Below are 25,903 nucleotides of genomic sequence, written 5' to 3' on the forward strand. Positions count from 1 at the left end.
GCATGAAGAATAGTAATCTAGTTTTGCGACCGGCACCTTCGGCATGCATTTTCATGGTTCTTCCACTTGTTGTAGTGGAGCTTGTTGTGATTGCTGGGTTCATTAAGGCTGGCAGTTTCGACTTGTTGTTTTTAATTTTTTCCGTAATGGCAATTGTATTTGTCTTTTATTGTGTGGCTTTTAATGCAATATTTCTTGATGGCGGTTACTTGTGCGCATGGGGGCCTTTTTCCAGGCAGCGCTGTAGTGTTAAAGGACGACTGGTTGAAGTTGGCTTTAGAGGGCGTGGCGATAAAGAATTTGGATTAATTCATAGTGTTGGATTTTATATTTCTCTGAGAGATCAATTCTCTAATAAAATATTGCTAGAGAAAAACTTAAAGATTTTCAAAAGGGGCGACATTGCAAATCTTGTAGGTGCTTTGGCTGAGGCTGGAGCGATTGTTGATATTGATAAGATATCGAGATATTTTATGAGGCTTTAATTTGAGCGGTGTTAGACCGATTTCCCATGTATCGGTGAAGCGCTCAGTTACGCCGCCAATGGTGTCGTAAGCTCCCCTACATAGCAGACACCACATAAGTAGATCTTTATGGCATCGTTTCACAGCCAGGAGGTCCTATGCGCACATCGAAGTTCACCGAGACGCAGATCATCGCGACGCTCAAGCAGGCCAACGCCGGCGTACTGGTCAAAGACATCTGTCGCCAAGTCGGCATCAGTACGGCGGCCTACTACCAGTGGAAGAGCAAGTAGGCTGGCTTGGAGGCCTCCGAGCTTCGACGGGTCAAGGAGCTGGAGTCCGAGAACACCAATCTCAAGCGGATTTATGCCGAGCTGGCGCTCGACAACGCGGCGATGTAAGGACCTAATCGCAAAAAACTCTAGGGCCAGCGCGCAAGCGCGAGGCGGTGCGGCTTCTTGTCGAGGTTCGCGCGCTTCCGTTGCGCCGCTCTTGTGCATGCGTCGGGTTGTCGCGGGCGGCGTGGTACGCACCGCCTTTTGACTGGGCGGTGCGCGACGCCAAGCTGATCGCCGAGATCGACCGTTTCGTTGAAGCATACCCCATTCGCGGCTTCTGGAAGTGCAGCGACCACCTCCGCAAGCAGCACCCGGGCTGGAATCCCAAACGGATCTATCGCGTGTACAAGGCCATGAATCTCAACCTGCGCCGCGCCGCCAAGCGGCGCCTGCCCAAGCGTGAGCGTGTGTCGCTCTACGTGCCGAGGCTGCCAGACACGGTCTGGTCAGTCGATTTCATGAGTGACGCGCCGACCTGCACCGCAGATTTCGCACCTTCAACGTCGTGGATGATTTCAACCGCGAGGTGCTGCACATCGAAGTGGATACCTCGATCAACTCGCAACGCCTGGTGCGTGTGTTCGAGCAGATCAAACGCGACCATGGCCTGCCGCGGCTGGCGCGCTCGGACAACGGCCCCGAATTTCTGGGCGAGGTATTCACCGGTACAACGAATAGCGATCCCACGACTCGCTCGGTAGAATGACCCCGTTCCAGTGCCGCAACCCACACGCAGAAAGTTCTACTTTTAAAGCGCCTGCTTGACGTGGGGCTTACGGTTTTTAAGTGCGGTCCTTTTTAAAAATTTTTGGCTTTATCGGGTTCTCCATTTCTGTTTATAGATTTTTGAAGATAATATATGGCGACAGTGGTGTAGATCCTTGCAGTAAAAATTGTGGGTTGGAGTGGGTGGTTAAATATATCTTGGGGGTATTGTTCATTTTTTCTGGGATGGCTTGGATTATTCTGGGGTTTTTGTTGTGTGTATTGCAAAAATTCGATCTCGCGAATTGAAGAGATAGATTCTATCGCTGGCGTGTCCTCAGCTTGGGGGCGGCGCATTATTCTTGATGCGGCCAGTACTACATGCTGAAAATTTGGATGATTCGTTGGATGGTCCATCGCATCCGATTGAAAGCATCGATCTAGGAGCGTTGCGCCTGTGCCACATGGTCTGTGGCGAACGACTCCAAAAGGACTCAAGCGGACATGGTTCGATGGTGGCAACATGGTTGTCACGAACTTTGCAGCGCCGCAGGCAGGATGTTGGGGGGCGGCACCGCATTCGTGCAGCAGGGAGGCCGATCAGCGATCGATACGTGATTCTTCCAGCTGCGCATTGTGTAAAGTCGACTTTATTGCGATGCAGCAAAATCCCCGGTGCGATCCTGCCGATCTTGGGGATGCAGGGCGGGCCCACGCCCACCAGCACAGGTAAACCCGGTATTCCATCGCTATAGCGTTAGCCGATATCCCGCCGGCATCGGGGCATACCTCGCGGCGCGGTTGACAGGCTTGGGGCGATTCGGGAAGCGTAGGCGCCGGCCGCACCTCGGCGTGTGCGGTCCGGCCGCGACATGGCATGCGTTCGCCGTTCCTGGGAGGGAGTCTCTTGCACACACAGACCGCTGGCGCGCGCGCGCCGCTTCGCACGGCGCTGGCCGCGGCCGCTGCGCTTGGCCTGCTGGCGTTGGCCGCCGCCGTTCCCGGTCGTTCCGTGCCGGTCGCACCGGCGGCCGCGCCGCCGCCGCCGATCCACCCGGACCGGTGGCCGTCGCCGGCCTGGCCGCTGAAGGAGGATCCGGCGCTGGAAGCGCGCATCACCAAGCTGATGGCGCAGATGTCGGTGGAGCAGAAGGTCGGGCAGACCGTGCAGGGCGACATCGGCAGCATGACCCCGGAGGACGCGCGCAAATACCACATCGGCTCGGTGCTGGCTGGCGGCAATTCCGATCCCGGCGGCAAGTACGACGCCAGCCCGGCGCAGTGGCTGGCGCTGGCCGATGCCTATTACACGGCGTCGATGCAGACCGACGGCGCCGGCCCGGCGATCCCGATCATCTTCGGCATCGACGCGGTGCACGGTCAGAGCAACATCGTCGGCGCCACGCTGTTCCCGCACAACATCGGCCTGGGCGCGACCCGCGACCCGGAGCTGATGCGCAAGATCGGCGAGATCACCGCCGCCGAGACCCGTACCACCGGCATGGAGTGGACCTTCGCCCCGACCGTGGCGGTGCCGCAGGACGACCGCTGGGGCCGCACTTACGAAGGCTATTCGGAGTCGCCCGAGGTGGTGGCCAGCTTCGCCGGCAAGGTGGTCGAGGGGCTGCAGGGCGTGCCCGGCATGCCGGGTTTCCTGGACGGGTCGCACGTGATCTCCTCGGTCAAGCACTTCCTCGGCGATGGCGGCACCACCGACGGCAAGGACCAGGGCGATACCCGGATCAGCGAGCAGCAGCTGCGCGACATCCACGGCGCCGGCTATCCGCCGGCGATCGCGGCGGGGGCGCAAACGGTGATGGCCTCGTTCAACAGCGTCAACGGGGTCAAGATGCACGGCAACACGGTCATGCTGACCGACGTGCTGAAGGGGCAGATGCATTTCGGCGGCTTCGTGGTCGGCGACTGGAACGGCCATGCCCAGGTCCCCGGCTGCCGCAAGGACGATTGCCCGGCCGCGTTCAACGCCGGCGTCGACATGCTGATGGCGCCGGACAGCTGGAAGGGCGTCTACGAGAACGCGCTGAAGGCGGTGAAGTCGGGGCAGATCCCGATGGCGCGGCTGGACGATGCGGTGCGGCGCATCCTGCGGGTGAAGCTGCGCCTGGGCCTGTTCGAGGCCGGCAAGCCGTCGCAGCGTCCGCTCGGCGGCAAGTTCGAGCTGCTCGGCGCGCCCGAACACCGCGCGGTGGCGCGGCAGGCGGTGCGCGAATCGCTGGTGCTGCTGAAGAACCAGGGGCAGCTGTTGCCGCTGAAGCCGCAGCTCAAGCTGCTGGTGGCCGGCGACGGCGCCAACGACATGGGCAAGCAGGCCGGCGGCTGGACCCTCAACTGGCAGGGCACCGGCACCAAGCGCGCCGACTACCCCAACGGCACCACCATCTGGGAAGGCCTGCAGCAGCAGGTCGGCGCCGCCGGCGGCAGCGCCGAGCTGGCGGTGGACGGCAAGTTCGCGACCAAGCCGGACGTGGCGGTGGTGGTGTTCGGCGAGCATCCCTACGCCGAGTTCCAGGGCGACATCGCCACGCTGCTGTACAAGCCCGGCGACGACAGCGACCTGGAACTCATCAAGTCGCTCAAGGCCCAGGGCATTCCGGTGGTGGCGGTATTCCTGAGCGGGCGGCCGCTGTGGGTGAACCGCGAGATCAACGCCGCCGACGCCTTCGTCGCGGCCTGGTTGCCGGGTTCGGAAGGCGCCGGCATCGCCGACGTGCTGCTGCGCAAGGCGGACGGCAGCGTGCAGTACGACTTCCACGGCAAGCTGAGCTTTTCCTGGCCGCGCACCGCGGTGCAGTTCGCCAACAACGTCGGGCAGAAGAACTACAGCCCGCAGTTCGCCTTCGGCTATGGCCTCACCTACGAGGACAAGGGCGATCTGAGCCGGCTGTCCGAGGTGTCGGGCGTGTCCGGTGCGCAGGCGGTGGGCGGGGTGTACCTGGACCGCGGCAAGCCGGCGGCGGGCATCAACCTGATCCTGTTCGGCGGCACGCAGGCCAATCTGCCGGCGGCGACCTTCCCGGCGGCACTGGCCGACGGATCGCTGAAGGTCACCGCGATCGACCACAAGGCGCAGGAGGATGCGCGACGCTTCGTCTGGTCCGGCAGCGGCAAGTCCGGGTTGGCGCTGGTGTTGCCCAAGCCGCTGGACGTGTCGCGCGAGAGCAATGGCGACGTGCAATTGATCCTGACCGTCAAGGTGGATGCGGCGCCCGGCGCCGCCGCGCGCATCGGCGTGGCCTGCGGCCACGACTGCGGCGCGCGCGTGGACCTGGGCAAGGCCTTGGCCGCGCTGCCCAAGGGCGAGTGGCGCACGCTGGGCGTGCCGTTGAAGTGCTTCGCGGCGGCCGGCGCCGACCTGACCCGGCTGGAGCGTCTGCCGGAGATCGAGAGCGACGGCGCACTGGATCTGTCGCTGTCGCGGATCGCGCTGGGCAGCAGCAATGACCCGCAGAGCGTGGTCGACTGCCCGCTGCATTGAGCGGCGGCGAACGGTTTTCTTGAACGAGCGGCGCCGCCCATGCGGGCGGCGTCATGGACAACGGTGCGACAGGGCTGCGGCCCGTAGGAGAAGGCAGTGGGGTTGGCGACGTTGGATGTGGCGATCGTGGTGGTCTACCTGGCGGGCATTTTCCTGCTCGCGCAATGGGTCTCGCGGGAGAAGGCCGGGCACCGCAAGAGCGCGGAGGATTACTTCCTGGCCAGCAAGACCCTGCCGTGGTGGGCGATCGGCGCCTCGCTGATCGCGGCGAACATTTCCGCCGAGCAGATCATCGGCATGGCCGGTTCCGGTTACGCGATCGGCCTGGCGATCGCCTCCTACGAGTGGATGGCGGCGCTGACCCTGCTGATCGTCGGCAAGTTCTTCCTGCCGATCTTCCTGCGCAACGGCATCTACACCATGCCGCAGTTCCTGGAGCAGCGCTACGGCAAGTGGATCCGCACGCTGATGGCGGTGTTCTGGCTGCTGCTGTACGTGTTCGTCAACCTGACCTCGATCCTGTGGCTGGGCTCGATCGCGGTGAGCCAGGTCACCGGCATGGACCAGACCCTGGCGCTGGCGCTGATCGGCGTGTTCGCGCTGGTCTACCAGCTGTACGGCGGGCTGAAGGCGGTGGCGCTGACCGACATCGTCCAGGTCACCCTGCTGGTGCTGGGCGGCCTGCTGGTCGCTGGGCTGACCCTGTCGCGGATCGGCGACGGCGTCGGCGTGCTCGCCGGCTTCCGCCACCTGTGGAACGCGCACCCCGAGCACTTCCACATGATCCTGTCCAAGGACAACCCGTTCTACAAGGACCTGCCGGGCCTGAGCGTGCTGCTCGGCGGCCTGTGGGTGATGAACATCAGCTACTGGGGCTTCAACCAGTACATCATCCAGCGCGCGCTGGCGGCCAAGAACATCGGCGAGGCGCAGAAGGGCATGGTGTTCGCCGCGTTCCTGAAGCTGCTGATGCCGGTGGTGGTGGTGGTGCCGGGCATCGCCGCGGTGGTGCTGGCGCCGGACCTGGCCAAGCCCGACCAGGCCTATCCGACCATGATGCAGTTGCTGCCCAGCGGCATCCTCGGCCTGGTGTTCGCCGCGCTGGTGGCGGCGATCGTGGCCTCGCTGGCGTCCAAGATCAATTCGGTGGCGACCATCTTCACCCTGGACTTCTACGCCAAGTTCCGCCCGCAGGCCGACCAGCCGCAACTGGTGCGGGTCGGCCGCGTGGCCGCGGTGACGTCGGTGCTGATCGGCATCCTCACCGCGCGGCCGCTGCTGGGCAATTTCGACCAGGGCTTCCAGTTCATCCAGGAATTCACCGGCTTCTTCACCCCTGGCGTGGTGGTGATCTTCATGCTCGGCCTGTTCTGGAAGCGTGCCAACGAGGCCGGCGCGCTGACTGCGGCGATCGGCTCGGTGCTGCTGTCGTTCGCGCTGAAGAAGCTGTGGCCGGAACTGCCGTTCATGGACCGCATCGGCCTGGTGTTCGTGCTGTCGCTGGTGGCGGCGGTGCTGGTGTCGCTGCTGACCCCGCAGGCGCCGGCACGCGACCTGATCCGCACCGACGACGTGCGCTACGGCACCACGCTGGGCTTCAAGCTCGGCGCCGCGGCGGTGATCGCGATCCTCGTGGCGTTGTACGCGGTGTTCTGGTGAGCCACGGGCGGGCCGTGGCGCGGCATGCTCAGGCGTCGTCGCCCTGCCACGGCTCTGCCAGCCAGGCGTCGAGCGCCTCGGCCGGCATCGGCCGCGCGATCCAGTAGCCCTGGCCTTCGTCGCAGCCCCAGTCGCGCAGCATCCGGTACACGGTTGCGCTCTCGATGCCCTCGGCCACCACCTGCTGGCCGAAGTCGTGGCCGAGATGGATCATCGACGGCACCAGCATGCCGTCGCTGCGGCTGCCGGGCAGGGCGCGGATGAACGACTGGTCGATCTTCAGTGCGCTGGCCGGAATGTTCTTGAGATAGCCGAGGTTGCTGTAGCCGGTGCCGAAGTCGTCGATGGCGATCTTCACCCCGAGCGCGCTGATCTGCTGCAGTTGTTCGGCCACCCGCTGCGGATCGCGGATCATCGCGCTCTCGGTGAATTCGATCTCCAGTGCGCCGGGCGCCAGCGCATGCTGCTGCAGCAGCGCCTGCAGCCGGGCGATGAAGTCGGCCTGTTCCAGGTCCACCGCCGACACGTTCAGCGACACGCTGAAGGTATAGCCGCGCTGCTGCCACAGCGCCGCCTGGGCGATGCCGGCGCGCAGCACCCAGGCGGTGATCCGGCTCATCAGTGCGGTCTTTTCCGCCAGCGGGATGAAGTCGTTCGGCGCCACCGTCCCGAGCAAGGGATGCTGCCAGCGCAGCAGCGCTTCCACGCCCACACATTCGCCGCTGCGCAGGCTCACCCGTGGCTGGTAGTGCAGGCTCAGCTGGCCGCGCGCCTCCAGCGCTTCGGGCAAGGCGGCCAGGATCCGGAAGGCATTGCGCTGGTTGGCGTCGTGGTTGCGCTCGTACAGGCTCCAGCGCTGCCCACGCTGGCGCGCCATGTCCACCGCGGTGGTCAGCGAGCGCACCGTGTGATTGGCGCTCAGCGCCCCGTCCAGACGCACGGCGCCCAGCGAGGGGCTGGCCGCATGCGGAATGCCCTGGTGGTCGATCGCCGCGGCGAAGGCGTCGCAGAGGTGCTCGCACCAGTACTCCAGATGCGCGGTGTCGCTGCCTTCCATGATGAACACGAAGGTGGTGGTGTCGATGCGGTACAGCGGCAGGTTGCCCAGCGCCTTGCGCAGGCGGTCGCGGGTGGCCAGCAGGTAGCCCTCGGCGTACTCCCAGCCCAGCGCCTTGACCATGTCGCGGAAATAGTCGATGCCGCACACGTCGATCGCCACCGCGGTGTCGTGGTGGTCGGCGGTCTGCAGCGACAGCCACATGGTCAGGTCGTCGTTGAAGCGGCTGCGGTTGGGCAGGCCGGTCAGCGCATCGACGAAGCCGCTGTTGCGCAGGGTGTCGATGCGCACCATCAGCAGGTCGCGCAGGTCCTGCAGGGTGCGGCGCGCCACCTCGTCGAACTCGTGGCGCGGCTCGCTGTCGATCACGCACAGCGTACCCAGGCTGGCGCCGTCGGCCATCAGCAGCGGCGCGCCGGCGTAGAAGCGGATGAACGGCGGTCCGGTGACCAGCGGGTTGTCGCAAAAGCGCGGGTCCTGGCGCGCGTCGGGCACCACCATCAGTTCCGGGCTGTGGATCGCGTAGGCGCAGAACGCCTGGCTGCGCGGCGTCTGCGGCACCTCCAGGCCGACCCGGGACTTGAACCACTGGCGCTGTTCGTCGATCAGCGAGACCAGCGCGATCGGCACCCGCAGGTAGCGGGACGCCAGCTGCGTGACCAGATCGAAGACCTGGTCGGCCGGCGTGTCCAGCAGGCACAGCTGGCGCAGGGCGCTGAGCCGTTGCGGCTCGTCCAGCAAGGCGGGTGGGGGAGACTTCAGCATGCCGGGTTATCGGCCCGGTACCTGCGGACTTGAGCGCCGGCCGGAAGGGCGGTTCAGGCTGCCGCGGCGCCGCGCCGCGCCGCACCGCACCGCACGCTCAGCGTGGCGGGTCGCGCTGCGGGCTGGGCCGCTTGGCCAGCTTGCGCTGCAGCGAGCGGCGGTGCATGCCGAGCAGGCGCGCAGCCGCGGACACGTTGCCGCCGGTCTCGTGCATGGCCTGCTGGATGTGCTCCCACTGCAGGCGACTGAGCGGGGTCATCGCGTCCGGCACGTCGCTGCCGTCCTCGTCTTCGTCCTCCTCGGCCTCCAGGCCGATCGCGCGCAGGATCATCGGCACCGTGGCCGGCTTGGGCAGATAGTCGTCGGCGCCGAGCTTGATCGCCTCCACCGCGGTGGCGATGCTGGCGTAGCCGGTGACCAGCAGGATCTGCATGTCGGCGCGGATCGCGCGCAGCGGCTGGATCAGCGCCAGGCCGGATTCGTCGCCGAGCTTGAGGTCGATCAGTGCGTAGTCCGGCGGCGCCTCGGCGGCCAGCGCCAGGGCGGCGGCGGCGCTGTCGGCGGTGCGCGTCTCCAGGCCGCGGCGGGCGAGGGTGCGCTGCAGGGTGCGCAGGTACAGCGGATCGTCGTCGACCAGCAGGCCCAGCGGGGTCTCGGTGTTCATGCGGAGGTCTCCAGGGCGAGCAGCGGCAGGCGGAAGCCGACCCGGGCGCCATGGTCCGGCGCCGGCTCGGTCCACAGTTCGCCGCCCAGGCGTTCGATGGTCGCATGCGACAGCGCCAGGCCCACGCCCATGCTCTCGGGCTTGCCGCTGCGGAACAGGGTGGCCGGCAGGCCGACCTGGTTGGCGTCGAAGCCGCCCCCGTAGTCGCGTACCTCGCCGACCAGTTCGCTACCGGTGACCCGCACGTTCAGGTCCACCTGCGGATGGCCGGCGCGTTCGCCGGCGTCGGCGGCGTTGTTCAGCAGGACCTGCAGCAGATGGCCGATGGCGCTTTCCATGCGCAACTGCAGCGGCGCGTCGTCGTTGCGGCGCAGGCGCACGGTGGGCCGCACCAGTTGCCACTGGTGCAGCACCTGCGCCAGCGACACCGTCTGCCCGCCGGCGCGCTGTGCCGGCGCGGCCAGCGCCAGCACCCGCTCGCGGCACTGCACCAGCAGTTCGCGCAGCGTGTCCAGGTCCTCGCGCAGTTCCGGCTGGGTGCTCTGTTCGGCGATGTCGTCGGTGAGCAGGGTCATCGTCGCCAGTGGTGTGTTCAGCTCGTGCGCCACCGAGGCGGCATGCGTGGCCAGGGCGACGATGCCCTCGTTGCGGGTGAAACGCTCGCGCAGCAGCGCCAGCTCGCGTTCGCGTTCGCGCATGGCCATCGCCAGGCGGGTGGAGAACACCAGCACCACCACCGTGGACAGCAGGAAGTTGGCGGCCATGCCCCAGCGCTGCAGGTCCAGCGCCTGGTAGGGGCCGTGCGGCAACGGCAGGCCGAACAGCGCGCTCACGGCATAACCGGCCACGCAGGCCAGCGCCACCGCCAGCGCCCAGCGCAGCGGCAGCGCCAGCACCGCCAGCGCGATCAGCACCAGGAACAGCGAGCCGAAGGCGTTGCCGATACCGCCGCTCCAGCCGACCATCCAGGTCAGCACGGTCACGTCGACCAGGATGTGGCCGAAGGCGGTGGCCGGCGCGGCCGAGTCGGCATGGCGCAGGCGCAGTTGTGCGTACAGGTTGAACAGCGCCAGCACCGCCACGCCGGCCCACAGCGGCGCCTGCGGCAGCGGCAGCTGCAGCGGCCAGGTCGCCACCAGGATCGTCGCGGCCTGGCCGGCGGTGGCCAGCCAGCGCAGGCTGCACAGGGTGCGCAGGAAGGAGGCGTCGGTGGAATCCATGCTGCGCATCGTATGCGCTGGGCCGGGGGCCTGCCTGCGACAAACCGTCGCAGCGGCGCCGCCTCGCTGAATCGGCGGTGCCGGCGCGTGCGGCAGGAGGCGCCGCGCAGGCTAAAATGGGCGCATGTACGATGCCGTCAGCCGCCCCACGCCTCCCGCCGATGCCGCGCCCTGGGCGCGCCGTCTCACCCAGCCGGTCCGCATCGGCGGCGTCACCATGGGCGGCGGCAAGCCGGTGGTGGTGCAGTCGATGACCAATACCGACACCGCCGACGTCGCCTCCTCGGTCAAGCAGGTGGCCGAACTGTGGCGCGCCGGCTCGGAACTGGTGCGCCTGACCGTCAACACCCCCGAGTCCGCCGCGGCGATCCCGCGCATCGTCGACAAGTTGCGGATGATGGGCATCGAGGTGCCGCTGATCGGCGACTTCCACTACAACGGCCACCAGTTGCTGGCCGCCGAGCCGGCCTGCGCCGAGGCGCTGGCCAAGTACCGGATAAACCCCGGCAATGTCGGCTTCGGCAAGAAGAAGGACACCCAGTTCGCGCAGCTGATCGAGTTCGCGCTCAAGTACGACAAGCCGGTGCGCATCGGCGCCAACTGGGGCTCGCTGGACCAGGCGCTGGCGGCGCAGCTGATGGACGAGAACTCGCGGCGCGAGGTGCCGTGGGATGCCGGCCGGGTGCTGCGCGAGGCGTTGATCCGCTCGGCGCTGGATTCGGCCGAGCGCGCGGTGGAACTGGGCCTAGGCCGCGACCGTATCGTGCTCAGCTGCAAGGTCAGCGGCGTGCAGGAACTGATCGCGGTGTACCGCGACCTGGCGCAGCGCTCGGACTTCGCCCTGCACCTGGGTCTGACCGAGGCCGGCATCGGCAGCAAGGGCATCGTCGCCTCGGCGGCCGCGCTGGCGGTGCTGCTGCAGGAAGGCATCGGCGACACCATCCGCATCTCGCTGACCCCCGAGCCGGGGCAGTCGCGCACGCAGGAAGTGATCGTCGCCCAGGAACTGCTGCAGACCACCGGCCAGCGCGCCTTCACCCCGCTGGTCACCGCCTGCCCGGGCTGCGGCCGCACCACCTCCGAGTTCTTCCAGGAGCTGGCCAAGGTGGTGCAGAACCACGTCCGCGCGAAAATGCCGGAGTGGAAGGTGAGCCATCCCGGCGCCGAGAGCATGACCCTGGCCGTGATGGGCTGCGTGGTCAACGGACCGGGCGAGTCGCGCCACGCCAACATCGGCATCTCCTTGCCCGGCACCGGCGAGGCGCCGGCCGCGCCGGTGTTCATCGACGGCGAGAAGAAGGTGACCCTGCGCGGCGAGAACATCGCCCAGGAGTTCGTGGCGCTGATCGACGAGTACGTCGAACGCACCTATGTCCGCCGCACCGGGTGAGTCCGTCGCCGAGGCGGCCGGGCTGCGCCGCTGGTTGCGGCTGAACGCCTGGCGCGTGGTGCTGCTGTTCGCCGGGGTGCTGCTGCCGTTGGGCGTGTTCGTGGCCCTGGCCGACGAAGTGCATGCGCTGGAAGACCTGTATTTCGACGAGCCGCTGCTGTGGAGCATGCGCGGCCTGACCAGCCCGGGTTGGGACCGCTTCTTCACCGTGGTCACCGAGGCCGGCTATCAGTACGGCGTGATCCCGCTGGACACGCTGATCGTGCTGGCGCTGCTGGGCCTGCGCCGCTGGCGCGAGGCGCTGTTCGCCGCGTTGTCCTTCATCGGCTCGGCGCTGCTGAACATGGGCGCCAAGCAGTTCTTCCAGCGCGACCGGCCCAGCCTGTGGGAGTCGATCGCGCCGGAACACCACACCTTCAGTTTCCCCAGCGGCCACGCGATGGGCTCGATGACCCTGGCGGCGGTGCTGATCGCGCTGAGCTGGCGTACCCGCTGGCGCTGGCCGGTGCTGTGGCTGGCCGGCAGCTTCACCCTGCTGGTCGGGGTGTCGCGGGTGTACCTGGGCGTGCATTACCCCTCGGACATCCTCGGCGGCTGGAGCGCGGCGCTGGTGTGGGTGGTGGGGCTGTACCTGCTGCTGTTCCGCGGCGAGCGCCGGCCGCGCTGGCGCGCGCGGCGCGCGTTGGCATAATTTCCAGTACGCGGCCAATCCACACTGCTGGCGCTCGCTGTGCCGTCGCCTCCAAAACCTGCGAAGGATGAACACATGACCAGATCCGAGCGAGCGTGTCAGATTTGGGCAGTGCTGGCGTGGGCGGCACGCCATCGCCAGTCTTTAACCTACTCCCAGTTGGCCGCACTCACGGGCGCACATCGCGCGGGTCTTGGTCAGCTACTTGAGCCTATTCAATCGTATTGCTTGCTAAATCAGCTGCCCCCGCTCACAGCGATAGTCGTACAGCAGGAGTCGGGTTTGCCGGGAAGCGGCTTTATTGGGGCCACTGCAGAAGAGTTGGGTAGGGCGCAAATGGCGGTTTTCGGATGTGACTGGCTCGCGCATGGCAATCCTCAGCCTGAAAGGTTCGAAGCTGCTGTTCGCGAACGTCCGTCCAATGGAGAGAATTGATTTCTTCCGCCCCATGGTGCGGGCAGCGCTTTATGTAAGTGCAAAGCGGCCCACTCACTATTTTTAAAACGGGAAAAGTATTTTCCGTGCTGATGTTGCTCGAGCGTTCGCTGCAGTCTCCGCTACCAGCTCGAGCTGGCGCCGCCGCCGCCGGAACTGCCGCCGCCGGAGGAGGAGTCGCTGCTGGAACTGGAGGACGACGAGGATGAGGACGATGCCGCGGACTCGGCCGCGGCGCGTTCCCTGGCGGCTTGAGCGGCATGGTAGCTGGCGGTGTAGGCGAACACGCCGGGCGCGGTCTCGGCGATATGGCCCTTGCGGATCAGCGCATTGCGCCGCCGTGTGAGCGCCTGCAGGAAGCGGCTGTAGCGCTGCGGCGAGCGGTAGCGCTGCGCGGCGATGGCCAGGGTCAGCACCAGGATCAGCAGTTCCAGCGCCAGGAAGATCACCGTCATCGTCATCGACCTGGCAGACAGCAGCACCACGAAGATGCCGGGGTTGGCGCTCAGGAACAGGCGGATGAACCATGCCCAGAAACCGCCGCGTGCGGTGTCCTGGACCAGTTCCTCGGGCTTGTCCGACAGGCGCGGATGCCGCCGCAGCAGGCGTTTGCGCAGGACGCCGGTCCAGGCGCTGCGCAGCGGCAGCAGCAGCCACACCAGCACCAGCAGGCCGGCCCAGGCGATGGCGCCGCGCCGCCAGTGCATGCCGTCGTCGGCCGGTTGCGCCAGTTCGGCGACGGCCTCGGGATCCTGCGCGGCGGCGCGGCCCATGAAGTCGAACGCGGCGACGATCGCATCGGCGGTGTCGCCCTGGCGCAGGCGCGGCGCCAGGTAATCGTCCAGCGCGTGCCGGGCGACCACGTCGGGCAGCACGCCCTCCAGGCCGTAGCCGACTTCGAAGCGCGAACGCCGCTCCTGCATCGCCAGCACCAGCAGCAGGCCGTTGTCGCTGCCTTGGCGGCCGAGCCGCCAGGTGCGAAAGGCGCGCTCGGCCAGCGCCTCGATCGGTTCGTCCTGCAGCGACGGCACGATGTAGACCGCGCCCCAGATGTGCTGGCGTTCGCGCAGGCGCTGCAGTGCCGCGTTGATCCGCTGGGTATCGTCCGCACTGAGCGTGCCGGCGGGGTCGACCACGTTCGGCGTGTAGGGCGGAATGGCGACGGCGCAGCGGCCGAGCGCCGGCCACAGCAGCGACGCCAGCACCAGCAGGGCGCCGAGCCGGAACGGCGCCCAGCCGCGCGGAGCGCTGGCGTCGTGGCGCGGGCCGATGGCGGCGACATGTGCGGCCTGGCTGCGCATCGCTAGGCCAGGCTGTACAGGGCCGCGGCGCGCGCATGCAGCGCGGTCGTATCGAACAGCGGCACCGCCGCGTCGGCAGGGCCGACCAGCAATCCGATCTCGGTGCAGCCCAGGATCACCGCCTCCGCGCCTTGCGCCTGCAGGCCTGCGATCACCTCGCGGTAGCGCAGCCGCGACGGCGCCTGCACCACGCCCTGGCACAGTTCCTCGTAGATGATGCGGTGCACGTCCTCGCGCGCCGGCGCATCCGGGATCAGCACGTCGAAGCCGCGCCGTTGCAGTCGTTCGCGGTAGAACGCCTGCTCCATGGTGAAGCGCGTGCCGAGCAGGCCGACGCGGACGATGCCGGCGGCCTGCAGCGCATCGGCGGTGGCATCGGCGATGTGCAGCAGCGGCAGCGGGACTGCGGCGGCGATCGCGTCGGCGACGCAGTGCATGGTGTTGGTGCACAGCACCAGGAACTCGGCGCCGCCGGCCTGCAGCGCGCGCGCCGAGGCCGCCAGCGCGGCACCGGCCGCGTCCCAGTCGCCGTCTCGCTGGTACTGCGCGATCTCGTGGAAGTCCACGCTGTGCAGCAGCAGCTTGGCCGAGTGCAGTCCGCCCAACTGCGCGCGCACCGTCTCGTTGATGTGTCGGTAGTAGGGCAGGGTGGATTCCCAGCTCATGCCGCCGATCATGCCGATCGTCTTCATCGTGCGTCGCTTGCCGCCGTGTCGAGTGCGCAAGGATGGTAGCGGCATCGGCCGCGTGCGGCGACCGCGCGCTGTGCCTGTGTCGGCGATCGACGGGACGCCGCGGCGCGACGCGGCGTCACGCGCATCACTAGGCGTCCAGGGTCGGCGGCGTGCCGGCCCCGGCGCGCGCCGCACGCCGTGCCAGCACCGCCTCGCGGTGGGCGATGTAGGCGTTGGCGCCGAGGATCACCAGCGCGCCCAGCACGGTGCCGCCGTCCGGCGTCTCGTCGAACAGCCACCAGCCAAACAGCGCCACCAGCGGCAGTTGGGTGAAGCTGATCGGGGTCAGTGCGGAGACTTCGCCGAGGCGCAGCGCATGCGTCCACAGCAACTGGCCGAGGGTGCCGAACAGGCCGGTGGCCAGCAGCCACAGCCAGTCGATGCCGTGCGGCCAGCGCCACACGAACAGCGCCGGCAGCAGCGACATCGGCACCCAGAACGCGTAGGTGTAGAACACCACCGTGTTGGCGGCGTCGACCCGCGCCAGTTGCTTGATCTGGATCGCGACCAGGGCGCTCATCACCGCGGCCAGTACCGCCACCAGGGTGCCGGGGCTGAACGCGGCGGCGCCGGGGCGCACGATCAGCAGCACCCCGACGAAGCCGCACAGTACCGCCAGCCAGCGCCGCAGGCGCACCGTCTCGCCCAGCCACAGGGCGGCGGCCAGGGTCGCGAACAGCGGGGTGGAGTAGGACAGCGCGATCGCCTGCGACAGCGGCAGATGCCCGATCGCCCAGAACCCGGCCAGCATCGACACCAGGCCGATCGCGGTGCGCAGCAGGTAACGCGGCAGTTGCGCGGTGCGTGGCAGTGGCCGGCCCGGCCGCAGCAGCATCGGCAACAGGAACAGCAGGCCGAACAGGTTGCGGAAGAAGGCGATCTGCAGCGTGGACAGCTGCGCCGATGCCAGCCGGATCGCGACGACCATCAGCCCGAAGGCCATCGTACTGGCCAGCATCAGCAGCGCCGCGCGCAGCGGCGTGGGCGCGCTTACCACTGCGCGCCGACGATGCGCGGCTCCGGCTCCAGGATGACGCCGAAGCGCTCGCCCACCGAGGCGGTGATGCGCCGCGCCAGTTCCAGCAGTTCGGCGCCGCTGGCCTGGCCGTGGTTGACCAGCACCAGTGCGTGCGCGGCGGACACGCCGGCATCGCCGTCGCGGTAGCCCTTCCAGCCGCAGGCCTCGATCAGCCACGCCGCCGACAGCTTGCGCTGGCTGTCGTCGTCGCCGGGAAATACCGGCAACGCCGGGTACTCGTGCTGCAGCGCCAGCGCCTGTTCCAGCGGCAGCAGCGGATTCTTGAAGAAGCTGCCGGCGTTGCCGAGCACGTCCGGGTCGGGCAGCTTGCGTCGGCGGATGTTGATCACCGCCTGGGCCACGTCGGGCGCACCGGGGGTGGCGATGCCCATCGCCTGCAGTTCCTCGCCGATGCCGGCGTAGTCCAGGCGCAGCGCGTGCAGCCGCGGCAGGTTGAACTCCACCGCGGCGATCAGGTAGCGGTCGGGCTGGCGCTTGAACAGGCTGTCGCGGTAGCCGAACTCGCAGGCGGCCGCGTCCAGCCGCACGAAGCGCGCATCGGCGCGGTCGTAGGCCTCGACTACATGCACGAACTCGCCCATCTGCGCGCCGTAGGCGCCGATGTTCTGGATCGGCGCGGCGCCGACCGTGCCGGGGATCAGCGCCAGGTTCTCCAGGCCGGACAGGCCTTGCGCCAGCGACCACATCACCAGCTCGTGCCAGCCTACGCCGGCGCCGGCGCGGACGATCGCGTAGTCGGCGCGGTGCTCCAGGGTGTCGATGCTGCGGTTGGCGAAGCACAGCACCACCCCGGGCGCGTCGCCGGCGAACAACATGTTGCTGCCGCTGCCCAGCGGCAGCAGCGCGGCGCCGGCCAGCTCCGGCGCCAGCAGCGCCTCGGGCAGCGCCTCGGGCGCGAAGATCTGCAGCAGCCACGGCGCCTGCGCGGCGACGTGGAAGGTGTTGAGCGCCTGCAGCGGCGCCTGCGCGGTGAGCGACCAGGCCGTCGTGCTCATGGGACGACCACGTCCCCGCGGCTGGGCGCTTCGCGGCGCCGGCGCATCGCCTCCACGCACTCGCCGATCAGCTCCGGCCCGCGGAACACCAGGCCGCTGTAGCACTGCACCAGGGCCGCGCCGGCGGCCATCTTCGCCACCGCGTCGGCGCCGGAGAGGATGCCGCCGACGCCGATCAGCGGAATGCTCTCGGGCAGGCGCGCGCGCAGCCGGCGCAGCACTAGGGTGGACTGGCCCAGCAGCGGCGCGCCGGACAGGCCGCCGCTTTCGCCGCCCAGCGGTTCGTGCTCCAGGCCGGGGCGGGCGACGGTGGTGTTGGTGGCGATCACCCCGTCTACCTGCAGGTCCGACAGCACCCGCGCCGCCGCGTCGATGTCGCTGTCGCTCAGGTCCGGCGCCACCTTGACCAGCATCGGCACGCGCTTGCCGTGGCGCGCCGCCAGCGCTTCCTGCGCCTCGCGCAGGCGCGCGATCAGCTGCCGCAGCGCCTGTTCCTCCTGCAGCTCGCGCAGGCCGGCGGTGTTGGGCGAGGAGATGTTGACGGTGACGTAGTCGGACAGCGCATAGACCTTCTCCAGGCAATGCAGGTAGTCGGACGCGGCGTCCTCGTTCGGGGTGTCCTTGTTCTTGCCGATGTTGATGCCGAGCAGGCCGCGCCGGCGTCGCGCGCGCTCGACGTTGCGCACCAGCGCGTCCACGCCCAGGTTGTTGAAGCCCATGCGGTTGATCACCGCCTGCTGCCGCGGCAGCCGGAACATGCGCGGCTGCGGATTGCCGGCCTGCGCGCGCGGGGTGACCGTGCCGATCTCGACGAAGCCGAAGCCCAGCGCCAGCAGCGCGTCGATGTGCTCGCCGTTCTTGTCCAGGCCCGCGGCCAGCCCGACCGGGTTGGGGAAGTCCAGGCCGAAGGCGCGCGTGGGCATCGGTGCGATCGTGCGCGCCAGCAAAGGATTGGTGCCGGTGCGGTAGGCCAGTTCGATCGCGCGCAGGCCCAGGGCGTGGGCGCGCTCGGCATCGAAGGCGAACAGGAACGGTCGGGCGAGGGAGTACATGGCGTGGCTCAGTTCAGCGTCCCGGCGAAGGCGCGGGTGCGGTAATGGAACGCGACGACGCCGTCGCGCTGGTGCCGGTCGAACAGCGCGCGCAACGCGTCCAGCATCGGCGCATGCTGCGGGTGGCCGGGCAGCGGCGCGTAGGAGGAGGACAGCAGGCGTCCGCGCAGCGCCTCGAAGTCCATGCGCTGCGCGTTGGGGAACTGCGCGGTGCCGCGCAGGCCGGCGCCGAACCAGCGCTGCATGGTGGCATCGTCGTGGTAGCGCTCGGCCACCGCGCTGTAGTCGGTGCCGTACTCCAGCAGCAACTGCTCGTAGCCTTCCAGGAACGGCGTGGCGTCGAGCAGGCGCGAGTTCCAGTACACCAGCGCCAACCCGCCCGGACGCAGCACGCGTGCCCATTCGCGGCGCACCGCCTCCAGGTCGAACCAGTGGAAGGCCTGCGCGGCGCTGACCAGGTCGACGCTGGCATCGGCCAGGGTGGTGGCCTCGGCGCTGCCGTCGATGGCGCGGAAGCCCGGCAGGTCCTGCAGCAGCGCCACTGCGGCCTCGCGCATCGCCGCGTTCGGCTCCACGGCCAGGGTCGGATGCCCGGCCTGCAGGAACAGGCGCGTGGAGATGCCGGTGCCGGCGCCGATGTCGGCGACCAGCGCATCGCGCGCCACGCCCAGCTCGCCGTGCACCCAGTCCAGCAGCGCCGCCGGATAGCTGGGGCGGTAGCGCACGTAATCGGCGACGCGGTCGCTGAAGCGTTCCCGCGGCGCGGCGGCGTCCCGGCTCACGACTGGGTGCTGGCGAACCAGGCCAGCCCGCCGAAGAACAGCACGAAGGCCAGTACCGCCAGCACGGCCAGCACCACCGCGGCCCAGCCCAGGATCAGCCCGCCCACCGCCAGGCCATCGCCCTGGAAGCGCTGCGGCTGGCGGCGGATCTCCGCCCGGGCCAGATGCCCGGTGATGATCGCGCCGAGGCTGCCCAGTACCGGCATCAGGGTCCAGCCGAGGATCCCGGCGACCAGGCTGACCACCGCCAGGGAATTGGTCTCGCGCACCTGACTCATCGCTGTCGCTCCTTGCAGAAGGAAAGGGGCGGCGGCCGCAGGGTGCGGGCCGCCGCGCTCGCCGCGTTACAGATCGAACTTGATGCCCTGCGCCAGCGGCAGCGAATCGGAGTAGTTGATCGTGTTGGTCTGCCGGCGCATGTACACCTTCCACGCGTCCGAGCCGGATTCGCGGCCGCCGCCGGTGTCCTTCTCGCCGCCGAAGGCGCCGCCGATCTCGGCGCCGGAGGTGCCGATGTTGACGTTGGCGATGCCGCAGTCGCTGCCGGCCGCGGACAGGAACTTCTCCGCCGCCTTCAGGTTCTGGGTGAAGATCGACGAGGACAGGCCCTGCGGCACGCCGTTCTGCATGTCGATGGCCTCGTCCAGGGTGCTGTACTTCATCACGTACAGGATCGGCGCGAAGGTTTCGTGCTGGACCACTTCATCGCTGTTCTTCAGGCCGGTGACGATGGCCGGCAGCACGAAGTTGCCCGGGCGGTCCAGCGCGGTGCCGCCGGTCTCGATGGTGCCGCCGGCGGCCTTGGCCTTGGCGATCGAGTCCAGGAACTGCTCGACGGCGCCGCGGCTGTTCAGCGGGCCCATCAGGTTGGCCGGGTCGGTGGGGTCGCCGATCTTGCCTTCGACCTGCTTGTAGGCCTTGACCAGGGTGGCCAGCACGGTGTCGTAGATCGATTCGTGCACGATCAGCCGGCGCGTGGTGGTGCAGCGCTGGCCGGCGGTGCCGACGGCGCCGAACACGATGCCGGGCACCGCCAGCTTCAGGTCGGCGCTCTCGTCGAGGATGATCGCGTTGTTGCCGCCCAGCTCCAGCAGGCAGCGGCCCAGCCGGCGCGCGCACTTCTCGGCGACGACGCGGCCGACCTGGGTGGAACCGGTGAAGCTGATCAGCGGGACGCGGGTGTCCTCGACCAGGCGCTCGGACAGGGCCACGCCGGCGTCGTTGATCAGGAAGAAGATGTCCGGGAAACCGGCGTCGCGCAGCGCCTCGTTGCAGATCTTCATCGACGCGATCGCGGTCAGCGGGGTCTTGTTGGACGGCTTCCAGATGCAGATGTCGCCGCAGATCGCCGCCAGGAACGCGTTCCAGCTCCACACCGCGACCGGGAAGTTGAACGCGCTGATGATGCCGACCAGGCCCAGCGGCTGGTACTGCTCGTACATGCGGTGGCCGGGGCGCTCCGAATGCAGGGTGTAGCCGTACAGCATGCGGCTCTGGCCGACCGCGAAATCGGCGATGTCGATCATCTCCTGCACTTCGCCATCGCCTTCCGGCTTGCTCTTGCCCATTTCCAGCGCGACCAGCGAACCCAGTGCGTCCTTGTGCTTGCGCAGCGCTTCGCCGCACAGCCGCACCGCTTCGCCGCGGCGCGGCGCCGGGGTGGTGCGCCAGACCTTGAACGCGGCCTGGGCGCGGGCGATCACCGTTTCGTAGTCCTGCTCGGTGGTGGCCTGGACGTCGGCGATGATGTCGTTGCTCGACGGGTTGAGCGGCTGCAGCACGCCGGCGCCGGTGGCGCTGGACCACTCGCCATTGCCGAGATAGGTGCCGGAGTTGGTGGCGGCGAGGCCGAGCGCCTTGAGCAGGTCAGCGGACATGGAATCTCCTGGGTTCGTTGCGACAGGGAAGGCGACCGCAGGCGGGGGACGCGGGACGCGCAGCCGGCAATTTTAGCAGACCGGACGCATCCGGCCGCCGCCGCTGGCGGGGGCGGCTGGCGAGCGCAAAAAAACGCATTGGCATGCCGTAGAATCCCCGCCAGGCCAATGGCCCCGTAGCTCAGCTGGATAGAGCGGTCCCCTCCTAAGGGACAGGTCGTGCGTTCGAATCGCGCCGGGGTCACCATTTCGTGCATGCCGTCCGCCGTGGCCGCGGCGCCGCCAGCGGCCATCGCGTTGCCTGCCCATGCCTCCTGCGCAGCGGCCGCGATGGTGAATCGCGCGGTGTCCGATCTGTCTGCAATAACGTCCTCTACACCTTGTACCGACGCGGCCTGAGCATCGTCCTGCGTAGGCTGCGTCCGTCGGCCACTGCGCTTGGCGGCGATTCGCGCCGCGTACTCTACTTTTGCAGTGCCGATGGACGACGAGGACGGAGTCGCCTCCGCCACGTCCGCCACCAGCGTCCCGCCCGCAACTCCGTGCGACGGGACGATCGCCGCCGCGCATCGGCGGTCCTGATCGCCTCGGGCCTGGCGTGATCGCCGGCTTGCCGGCACGCCCGCAGCGATTCCCACCCCTATGCGAAGCAGGAGTCACAGATGAAAACAGCAATGAAGATGGTCCTGGTCGGTTCGATGCTGGCTGCGCTTGCGGCTTGCAAGCGCGACGGCGACCAACCGGCCACCGATCCGAATGCGGCCAACCCGCCCGCAGCGGCCGACGGCAGCCCGGCAGGCAGCAGCACCGCCCCGGCCGGCACCACCAGCGGCGATGCCGGCGGCACCGCGACCGGGCAAGGCACGATGCAGGGCCAGGACGCGTCGCAGGGCGTACCGCCGACCACGACGTCTCCGACCAGCCCGACTACCCCCCAGGATCCTGCCAACCCGGATCCGCAGCAGCAGCCGCCGACCGATCAGAAGCAGCAGTAACGGTTGCGCAAAACGCGCGGCGCCGGCGGCGTCGCGCGTTCGCTGCGTGTCGACGCTCAGGCCTGCTTGGACGGCGTTGCGTGTCACCCGGCGCACCCTGCTTGGTGGCCTTAACGTGGTGTTTCCTGGCTTGGCGCGATAGTCACTTTTGCAACCGTTTGCCAGGGCCGCAGCGCCGATGCTGCGGTCGCACACGCGGCGCTTGACAGCGCCCCGGCGCATGATGTCCTCTTGCGTCCATGCCTCTGGTCTTCGCCCCTATCGCCATCTCGCTTCCGCGCTCGCTTCGGCACGCGGCGGGCGCTGCTGCGGGCATTACCACCGGTATTACCACCCTCACCATTCGCCCGGTGCGGCCCGTCGTCTTCGTCTGATCGTCGAACACCACGGCCCCGCACCCGGATCAGGATGCGGGGGAATCCCTCAGCCTGATGCGAGCGGGGCCTCCACTCCGAGGTCTTCCATGTCGCCCCCCGCCGTCGCTCCTGCTGTCGCCGCTTCGCCCGATTCCGCCGTCGATCCCGCGCTCGCCGCCGCCACTGTCGTGCACAAGTTCGGCGGCACCTCGGTGGCCGATGCCGAACGCTACCGTCATGTCGCGCAACTGCTGTTGGCGCGCCCGGAACGTCTCCAGGTCACCGTCGTCTCGGCGATGAAGGGCGTCACCGATGCGTTGATCGGCCTGGCCGAACTGGCCGCGCGCGGCCACGGCGACTGGCGCGAGCGCTGGCACGAAACCCGTGCCCGCCATCGCGCCGCCGCAGTGGCCTTGCTCGGCGAACATGCCGGCGCCACGGTCGAATGGCTGGACGCGCGCTTCGAGCACCTGGCCGAGATCCTCGCCGCGCTGGCGGTGATCGGCGAACTGCCGCGGGAAGTGCTGGACCGCGTGCAGGGGTTGGGCGAGGTGTACTCGGCGCAGTTGCTGGGCGACCACCTGCGTGCGCTGGGCGAGGAGTGCGCGGTGCTGGATGCGCGCGAGGTCTTGGTGGTCGACCGCGGCGAACTGGGCGTGGACGTGGACTGGTCCGCCAGCGCGCAGCGCCTGGCGCAATGGCGCGCGGAGCACCCGCAGCCGCGCATCGTGGTCACCGGCTTCGTCGCCCGCGACCGCGCCGGCCGCATCACCACCCTCGGCCGCAACGGCAGCGACTACTCCGGCGCGATCTTCGCCGCGCTGTTCGACGCCGCCGAGCTGCACATCTGGACCGACGTCGACGGCGTGCTTTCGGCGGACCCGCGGGTCGTGCCCGAAGCGGTGCAACTGGAAACGCTCAGCTACGACGAAGCCTGCGAACTGGCCTATTTCGGCGCCAAGGTGGTGCACCCGCAAACCATGTCGCCGGCGATCGAGCGCGGCCTGCCGATCATCATCCGCAACACCTTCCAGCCCGAGCACCCGGGCACCCGCATCACCGCCAGCAGCGCCACCAGCGGCCCGATCAAGGGGCTGACGCTTAGCCCGGACCTGGCCGTGCTCAACCTCGAAGGCACCGGCCTGATCGGCGTGCCCGGCACCGCCGAGCGCGTGTTCGCCGCACTGCGCAACGCGCGGGTGTCGGTGGTGATGATCTCGCAAGGGTCGTCCGAACATTCCATCTGCTGCGTGGTGCGCCAGAACGAGGCCGAACGCGCGCGCGACGCGGTGCTCTCCGCGTTCGCCCACGAACTGGTGGTGGGCCAGGTGCAGCGCGTGCAGCTGACCACCGGCATCAGTGTGCTGGCCGCGGTCGGCGACGGCATGACCGGGCAGCCCGGCGTGGCCGCGCGGCTGTTCGAATCGCTGGGCCGCGCCCAGGTCAACATCCTGGCGATCGCGCAGGGCTCGTCCGAGCGCAACATCTCGGTGGCCATCGACAGCGCGCACGCGACCAAGGCGCTGCGCGCCGCGCATGCCGGCTTCTGGCTGTCGCCGCAGACCTTCTCGGTCGGCGTGATCGGGCCGGGCAACGTCGGTGCGGCGCTGCTGGACCAGTTGCGCGCCGCGCAGCCGCAACTGCTGGCCAAGGCCAACCTCGACCTGCGCCTGCGCGCGGTCGCCTCGCGCAGCACGATGCGCCTGGAGCCGCGCGCCTTCGCCGGCGACTGGCGGCAGGCGCTGGCCGCCGGCCAGCAGCCGACCGACCTGGACGCGTTCACCGCGCACCTGCTGTCGGCGCATCTGCCGCATGCGGTGATCATCGACTGCAGCGGCAGCGCCGACGTCGCCGACCGCTACGCCGGCTGGCTGGCCGCCGGCATTCACGTGGTCACGCCGAACAAACAGGCCGGCGCCGGGCCACTGCCGCGCTTCCACGCCATCCGCGCCGCGGCCGCCGCCAGCGGCGCGCGCTTCCGCTACGAAGCCACGGTCGGTGCCGGCCTGCCGGTGATCACCACCTTGCGCGACCTGGTCGATACCGGCGACGCCGTTACCGCGATCGAAGGCATCTTCTCCGGCACTCTGGCTTGGCTGTTCAACAAGTACGACGGCAGCTTGCCGTTCGCGCAACTGGTGGCCGAGGCGCGCGGCATGGGCTACACCGAGCCGGACCCGCGCGACGACCTGTCCGGCACCGACGTGGCGCGCAAGCTGGTGATCCTGGCGCGCGAGGCCGGGCACGAGCTGAGCCTGGAGGACGTGGCGGTGGAAAGCCTGGTGCCGGAAGCGTTGCGCCAGGCCAGCGTGGACGATTTCATGGCGCGCCTGCACGAGGTCGATGCGGTGTTCGCGCAGCGCCTGCAGGCGGCCAGGGCGCGCGGCTGCGTGCTGCGCTACGTGGCGCGGCTGGCGCCGGGCCATGCACCCAGCGTGGGCCTGGTGGAACTGCCGGCCGACCATGCCTTCGCCAATCTGCGTCTGACCGACAACGTGGTGCAGTTCACCACCCGCCGCTACTGCAACAATCCGCTGGTTGTGCAGGGGCCGGGCGCCGGCCCGGAAGTGACCGCCGCCGGCGTGTTCGCCGACCTGCTGCGGGTCGCGGCGGGCGAGGGCGCGCGCCTGTGAGCCGGATGCAGACGCTGGCAGCGAGCGCCGCAGGCCCGGCCGCGCTGCCGACGCAGGCGCGCGCGTTCGCGCCGGCCTCGGTGGCCAACGTGGCGGTGGGCTTCGACCTGCTGGGCTATGCGGTGGAAGGCGTCGGCGACACGGTGACGGTGCGCCGCATCGACGCGCCGGAGGTGCGTATCGCCGCGATCCGTGGCACTACCGTGGCCTTGCCATTGGAGGCCGCACGCAACACCGCCGGTGCCGCGTTGATGTCGCTGCGCGAGGCGTTGGCGCTGCCGTTCGGCTTCGAACTGGAGATCGACAAGGGCATCCCGCTCAGCTCCGGCATGGGCGGCTCGGCCGCGTCGTGCGTGGCCGCGTTGGTGGCGGCCAATGCCTTGCTTGCCGCGCCGCTGTCGCGCGACGAACTGTATCGCTATGCGCTGGACGGCGAGGCGGTGGCCAGCGGCAGCCGCCATGGCGACAACCTCGGCCCGATGCTGCTGGGCGGCCTGGTGCTGTCGACCCTGGAGCGGCTGGTGCCGGTGCCGGTGCCGAGCGGCTGGCACAGCCTGCTGGTTCATCCGGACGCGACGCTGGAGACGCGCCACGCGCGTGCGGCGCTGGCAGGGGAATACCGGCTCGGCGAGTTCGTGGCGCAGAGCGCGAACCTGGCGCTGGTGTTGGCGGGTTGCCATGCCGGCGACGAGGCGCTGGTACGCGCCGGCTTGCGCGACGTGCTGATCGAGCCGCGGCGCGCGCCGCTGATCGTCGGCTTCGACGCGGCCAAGGCGGCGGCGCTGGCGGCGGGGGCGATGGGTGCGGGCATTTCCGGCGCTGGTCCGAGTGTGTTCGCCTGGTTCGCCAGCCGTGCCGAGGCGGAGGCCGCGGCGCCGGCGGTGCAGGCGGCTTTCGCGGACGCTGGTTTCGGTAGCCAGCACTGGGTGTCGCCGTTGCAGTGTCCGGGTGCGGCGTTGCTGTAGCCACTTATCAGAGCGGTGCGTTGTCGGCGCCGCTGTTGCTGTCGCTAGTGTTGTTGCTGTTGCCGATTTTGAATTTGCTTTTGCTTTTGCTTTTGCAGTCGCTGTTGCTGTTGCTGTCGCTCTGGTCTTTGCTTTTGCTTTGTTGTTGCTGTTGCCGTACCGGGTTCCCTTCCGAAGCGGCAGCCATCGCGGGGAAATACCCGAAGGGCGGCGTACATGGATGTACGCCGTCCGCGGCAGGGGCAGGATGCCCCTTCCGCGGATCCCCGCGATGGACGCGGACCCGGAGC

The 25,903-nt window shown here is 68.6% G+C and carries 20 protein-coding genes, 1 tRNA gene and 1 pseudogene; 10 read left to right on the top strand and 12 right to left on the bottom strand.

Annotation, left to right across the window (positions count from 1 at the left end):
• Nucleotides 1-2: 2 nt before the first annotated feature.
• The 4 genes and pseudogenes from CEK68_RS09735 (at nucleotide 3) to CEK68_RS09750 (ending at nucleotide 6,662) form a co-directional block, all read left to right on the top strand.
• A complete protein-coding gene (locus CEK68_RS09735) occupies nucleotides 3-485 on the top strand; it encodes a hypothetical protein (RefSeq protein ID WP_152239258.1) in 483 nt (160 codons plus the stop codon).
• A 137-nt stretch (nucleotides 486-622) separates the two neighbouring features.
• Nucleotides 623-1,567: pseudogene (locus tag CEK68_RS09740) on the top strand (transposase).
• An 817-nt stretch (nucleotides 1,568-2,384) separates the two neighbouring features.
• The gene (locus CEK68_RS09745; RefSeq protein WP_193314154.1) at nucleotides 2,385-5,003 is read left to right on the top strand and encodes an exo 1,3/1,4-beta-D-glucan glucohydrolase; all 2,619 of its coding nucleotides are present in this window, start codon (nucleotides 2,385-2,387) and stop codon (nucleotides 5,001-5,003) included.
• A gap of 96 nt (nucleotides 5,004-5,099) precedes the next feature.
• Nucleotides 5,100-6,662 (top strand): sodium/sugar symporter, encoded by a 1,563-nt coding sequence (locus CEK68_RS09750; protein WP_152239260.1) that lies wholly within the window; start codon nucleotides 5,100-5,102, stop codon nucleotides 6,660-6,662.
• 28 nt (nucleotides 6,663-6,690) lie between these two features.
• On the opposite strand, the gene CEK68_RS09755 is transcribed toward CEK68_RS09750, so the two are convergent.
• From CEK68_RS09755 to CEK68_RS09765, 3 genes are all read right to left on the bottom strand, one after another.
• Nucleotides 6,691-8,484 (bottom strand): sensor domain-containing phosphodiesterase, encoded by a 1,794-nt coding sequence (locus tag CEK68_RS09755; RefSeq protein WP_193314155.1) that lies wholly within the window; start codon nucleotides 8,482-8,484, stop codon nucleotides 6,691-6,693.
• A 97-nt stretch (nucleotides 8,485-8,581) separates the two neighbouring features.
• Nucleotides 8,582-9,148, bottom strand: a complete 567-nt coding sequence (locus CEK68_RS09760) for a response regulator transcription factor (protein ID WP_043091894.1) — start codon at nucleotides 9,146-9,148, stop codon at nucleotides 8,582-8,584.
• Nucleotides 9,145-10,368, bottom strand: coding sequence for an ATP-binding protein (locus CEK68_RS09765; RefSeq protein WP_043091040.1), 1,224 nt, complete (start codon nucleotides 10,366-10,368; stop codon nucleotides 9,145-9,147). The genes CEK68_RS09760 and CEK68_RS09765 overlap by 4 nt, the downstream gene beginning before the upstream one ends.
• A 124-nt stretch (nucleotides 10,369-10,492) precedes the next feature.
• Between CEK68_RS09765 and ispG the strand changes: the two genes are divergently transcribed.
• Together ispG and CEK68_RS09775 are read left to right on the top strand one after the other, a co-directional pair.
• Nucleotides 10,493-11,758: a flavodoxin-dependent (E)-4-hydroxy-3-methylbut-2-enyl-diphosphate synthase gene (gene ispG / locus CEK68_RS09770; RefSeq protein WP_010340040.1), complete on the top strand. Its 1,266-nt coding sequence runs from the start codon at nucleotides 10,493-10,495 to the stop codon at nucleotides 11,756-11,758.
• Nucleotides 11,739-12,449 carry a phosphatase PAP2 family protein gene (locus CEK68_RS09775; RefSeq protein WP_152239261.1) on the top strand — a complete coding sequence of 237 codons (711 nt, stop codon included), beginning with the start codon at nucleotides 11,739-11,741 and terminating at the stop codon, nucleotides 12,447-12,449. Before ispG ends, CEK68_RS09775 begins: the two co-directional genes overlap by 20 nt.
• Nucleotides 12,450-13,006: 557 nt before the next feature.
• Here the strand turns inward: CEK68_RS09775 and CEK68_RS09780 are convergent.
• The 8 genes from CEK68_RS09780 to CEK68_RS09815 form a co-directional block, all read right to left on the bottom strand.
• Complete coding sequence (locus CEK68_RS09780) at nucleotides 13,007-14,185, bottom strand: TPM domain-containing protein (RefSeq protein ID WP_152239262.1); 1,179 nt, start codon at nucleotides 14,183-14,185, stop codon at nucleotides 13,007-13,009.
• A gap of 2 nt (nucleotides 14,186-14,187) precedes the next feature.
• Entirely contained in the window at nucleotides 14,188-14,877 is a 690-nt protein-coding gene (locus tag CEK68_RS09785; protein WP_152239263.1) for an aspartate/glutamate racemase family protein, read from the bottom strand.
• Nucleotides 14,878-15,007: 130 nt separating this feature from the next.
• Nucleotides 15,008-15,916 (bottom strand): DMT family transporter, encoded by a 909-nt coding sequence (locus tag CEK68_RS09790; RefSeq protein ID WP_017916938.1) that lies wholly within the window; start codon nucleotides 15,914-15,916, stop codon nucleotides 15,008-15,010.
• Nucleotides 15,910-16,953 (bottom strand): UDP-N-acetylmuramate dehydrogenase, encoded by a 1,044-nt coding sequence (gene murB / locus CEK68_RS09795; RefSeq protein ID WP_152239264.1) that lies wholly within the window; start codon nucleotides 16,951-16,953, stop codon nucleotides 15,910-15,912. The genes CEK68_RS09790 and murB overlap by 7 nt, the downstream gene beginning before the upstream one ends.
• The gene (locus CEK68_RS09800) at nucleotides 16,950-18,005 is read right to left on the bottom strand and encodes a quinone-dependent dihydroorotate dehydrogenase (protein WP_043091899.1); all 1,056 of its coding nucleotides are present in this window, start codon (nucleotides 18,003-18,005) and stop codon (nucleotides 16,950-16,952) included. The genes murB and CEK68_RS09800 overlap by 4 nt, the downstream gene beginning before the upstream one ends.
• 8 nt (nucleotides 18,006-18,013) lie before the next feature.
• Nucleotides 18,014-18,787, bottom strand: coding sequence for a class I SAM-dependent methyltransferase (locus tag CEK68_RS09805; RefSeq protein ID WP_152236844.1), 774 nt, complete (start codon nucleotides 18,785-18,787; stop codon nucleotides 18,014-18,016).
• On the bottom strand, nucleotides 18,784-19,065 hold the full coding sequence (locus tag CEK68_RS09810) for a DUF4190 domain-containing protein (protein WP_017913403.1): 282 nt from the start codon (nucleotides 19,063-19,065) through the stop codon (nucleotides 18,784-18,786). Before CEK68_RS09810 ends, CEK68_RS09805 begins: the two co-directional genes overlap by 4 nt.
• Before the next feature lie 66 nt (nucleotides 19,066-19,131).
• Nucleotides 19,132-20,664 (bottom strand): aldehyde dehydrogenase family protein, encoded by a 1,533-nt coding sequence (locus tag CEK68_RS09815; protein ID WP_017909982.1) that lies wholly within the window; start codon nucleotides 20,662-20,664, stop codon nucleotides 19,132-19,134.
• Between the two features lie 170 nt (nucleotides 20,665-20,834).
• Between CEK68_RS09815 and CEK68_RS09820 the strand changes: the two genes are divergently transcribed.
• The 4 genes from CEK68_RS09820 (at nucleotide 20,835) to CEK68_RS09835 (ending at nucleotide 25,613) form a co-directional block, all read left to right on the top strand.
• Nucleotides 20,835-20,911: transfer RNA gene (locus tag CEK68_RS09820), tRNA-Arg, on the top strand.
• Between the two features lie 415 nt (nucleotides 20,912-21,326).
• On the top strand, nucleotides 21,327-21,659 hold the full coding sequence (locus tag CEK68_RS09825; protein ID WP_226977831.1) for a hypothetical protein: 333 nt from the start codon (nucleotides 21,327-21,329) through the stop codon (nucleotides 21,657-21,659).
• 544 nt (nucleotides 21,660-22,203) lie between these two features.
• Complete coding sequence (gene thrA, locus CEK68_RS09830; RefSeq protein ID WP_152239274.1) at nucleotides 22,204-24,648, top strand: bifunctional aspartate kinase/homoserine dehydrogenase I; 2,445 nt, start codon at nucleotides 22,204-22,206, stop codon at nucleotides 24,646-24,648.
• A gap of 5 nt (nucleotides 24,649-24,653) precedes the next feature.
• The gene (locus CEK68_RS09835) at nucleotides 24,654-25,613 is read left to right on the top strand and encodes a homoserine kinase (protein WP_152239275.1); all 960 of its coding nucleotides are present in this window, start codon (nucleotides 24,654-24,656) and stop codon (nucleotides 25,611-25,613) included.
• Nucleotides 25,614-25,620: 7 nt separating this feature from the next.
• Here the strand turns inward: CEK68_RS09835 and CEK68_RS21220 are convergent.
• Nucleotides 25,621-25,903 (bottom strand): hypothetical protein (locus tag CEK68_RS21220; protein ID WP_226977832.1); only part of this gene is annotated, 283 nt, incomplete at its 5' end.

Source organism: Xanthomonas sp. LMG 12461, assembly GCF_009192935.1.
GTDB classification, from domain to species: domain Bacteria; phylum Pseudomonadota; class Gammaproteobacteria; order Xanthomonadales; family Xanthomonadaceae; genus Xanthomonas_A; species Xanthomonas_A sontii.

Bases quoted from the DNA above. Each gene is read 5' to 3' on its own strand.
- CEK68_RS09735 (WP_152239258.1), top strand. From the start codon at position 3: ATGAAGAATAGTAATCTAGTTTTGCGACCGGCACCTTCGGCATGCATT.
- CEK68_RS09745 (WP_193314154.1), top strand. From the start codon at position 2,385: ATGCGTTCGCCGTTCCTGGGAGGGAGTCTCTTGCACACACAGACCGCT.
- CEK68_RS09755 (WP_193314155.1), bottom strand. From the start codon at position 8,484: ATGCTGAAGTCTCCCCCACCCGCCTTGCTGGACGAGCCGCAACGGCTC.
- CEK68_RS09760 (WP_043091894.1), bottom strand. From the start codon at position 9,148: ATGAACACCGAGACCCCGCTGGGCCTGCTGGTCGACGACGATCCGCTG.
- CEK68_RS09765 (WP_043091040.1), bottom strand. From the start codon at position 10,368: ATGGATTCCACCGACGCCTCCTTCCTGCGCACCCTGTGCAGCCTGCGC.
- ispG (WP_010340040.1), top strand. From the start codon at position 10,493: ATGTACGATGCCGTCAGCCGCCCCACGCCTCCCGCCGATGCCGCGCCC.
- CEK68_RS09775 (WP_152239261.1), top strand. From the start codon at position 11,739: ATGTCCGCCGCACCGGGTGAGTCCGTCGCCGAGGCGGCCGGGCTGCGC.
- CEK68_RS09780 (WP_152239262.1), bottom strand. From the start codon at position 14,185: ATGCGCAGCCAGGCCGCACATGTCGCCGCCATCGGCCCGCGCCACGAC.
- CEK68_RS09785 (WP_152239263.1), bottom strand. From the start codon at position 14,877: ATGAAGACGATCGGCATGATCGGCGGCATGAGCTGGGAATCCACCCTG.
- murB (WP_152239264.1), bottom strand. From the start codon at position 16,953: ATGAGCACGACGGCCTGGTCGCTCACCGCGCAGGCGCCGCTGCAGGCG.
- CEK68_RS09800 (WP_043091899.1), bottom strand. From the start codon at position 18,005: ATGTACTCCCTCGCCCGACCGTTCCTGTTCGCCTTCGATGCCGAGCGC.
- CEK68_RS09810 (WP_017913403.1), bottom strand. From the start codon at position 19,065: ATGAGTCAGGTGCGCGAGACCAATTCCCTGGCGGTGGTCAGCCTGGTC.
- CEK68_RS09815 (WP_017909982.1), bottom strand. From the start codon at position 20,664: ATGTCCGCTGACCTGCTCAAGGCGCTCGGCCTCGCCGCCACCAACTCC.
- CEK68_RS09825 (WP_226977831.1), top strand. From the start codon at position 21,327: ATGAAAACAGCAATGAAGATGGTCCTGGTCGGTTCGATGCTGGCTGCG.
- CEK68_RS09835 (WP_152239275.1), top strand. From the start codon at position 24,654: ATGCAGACGCTGGCAGCGAGCGCCGCAGGCCCGGCCGCGCTGCCGACG.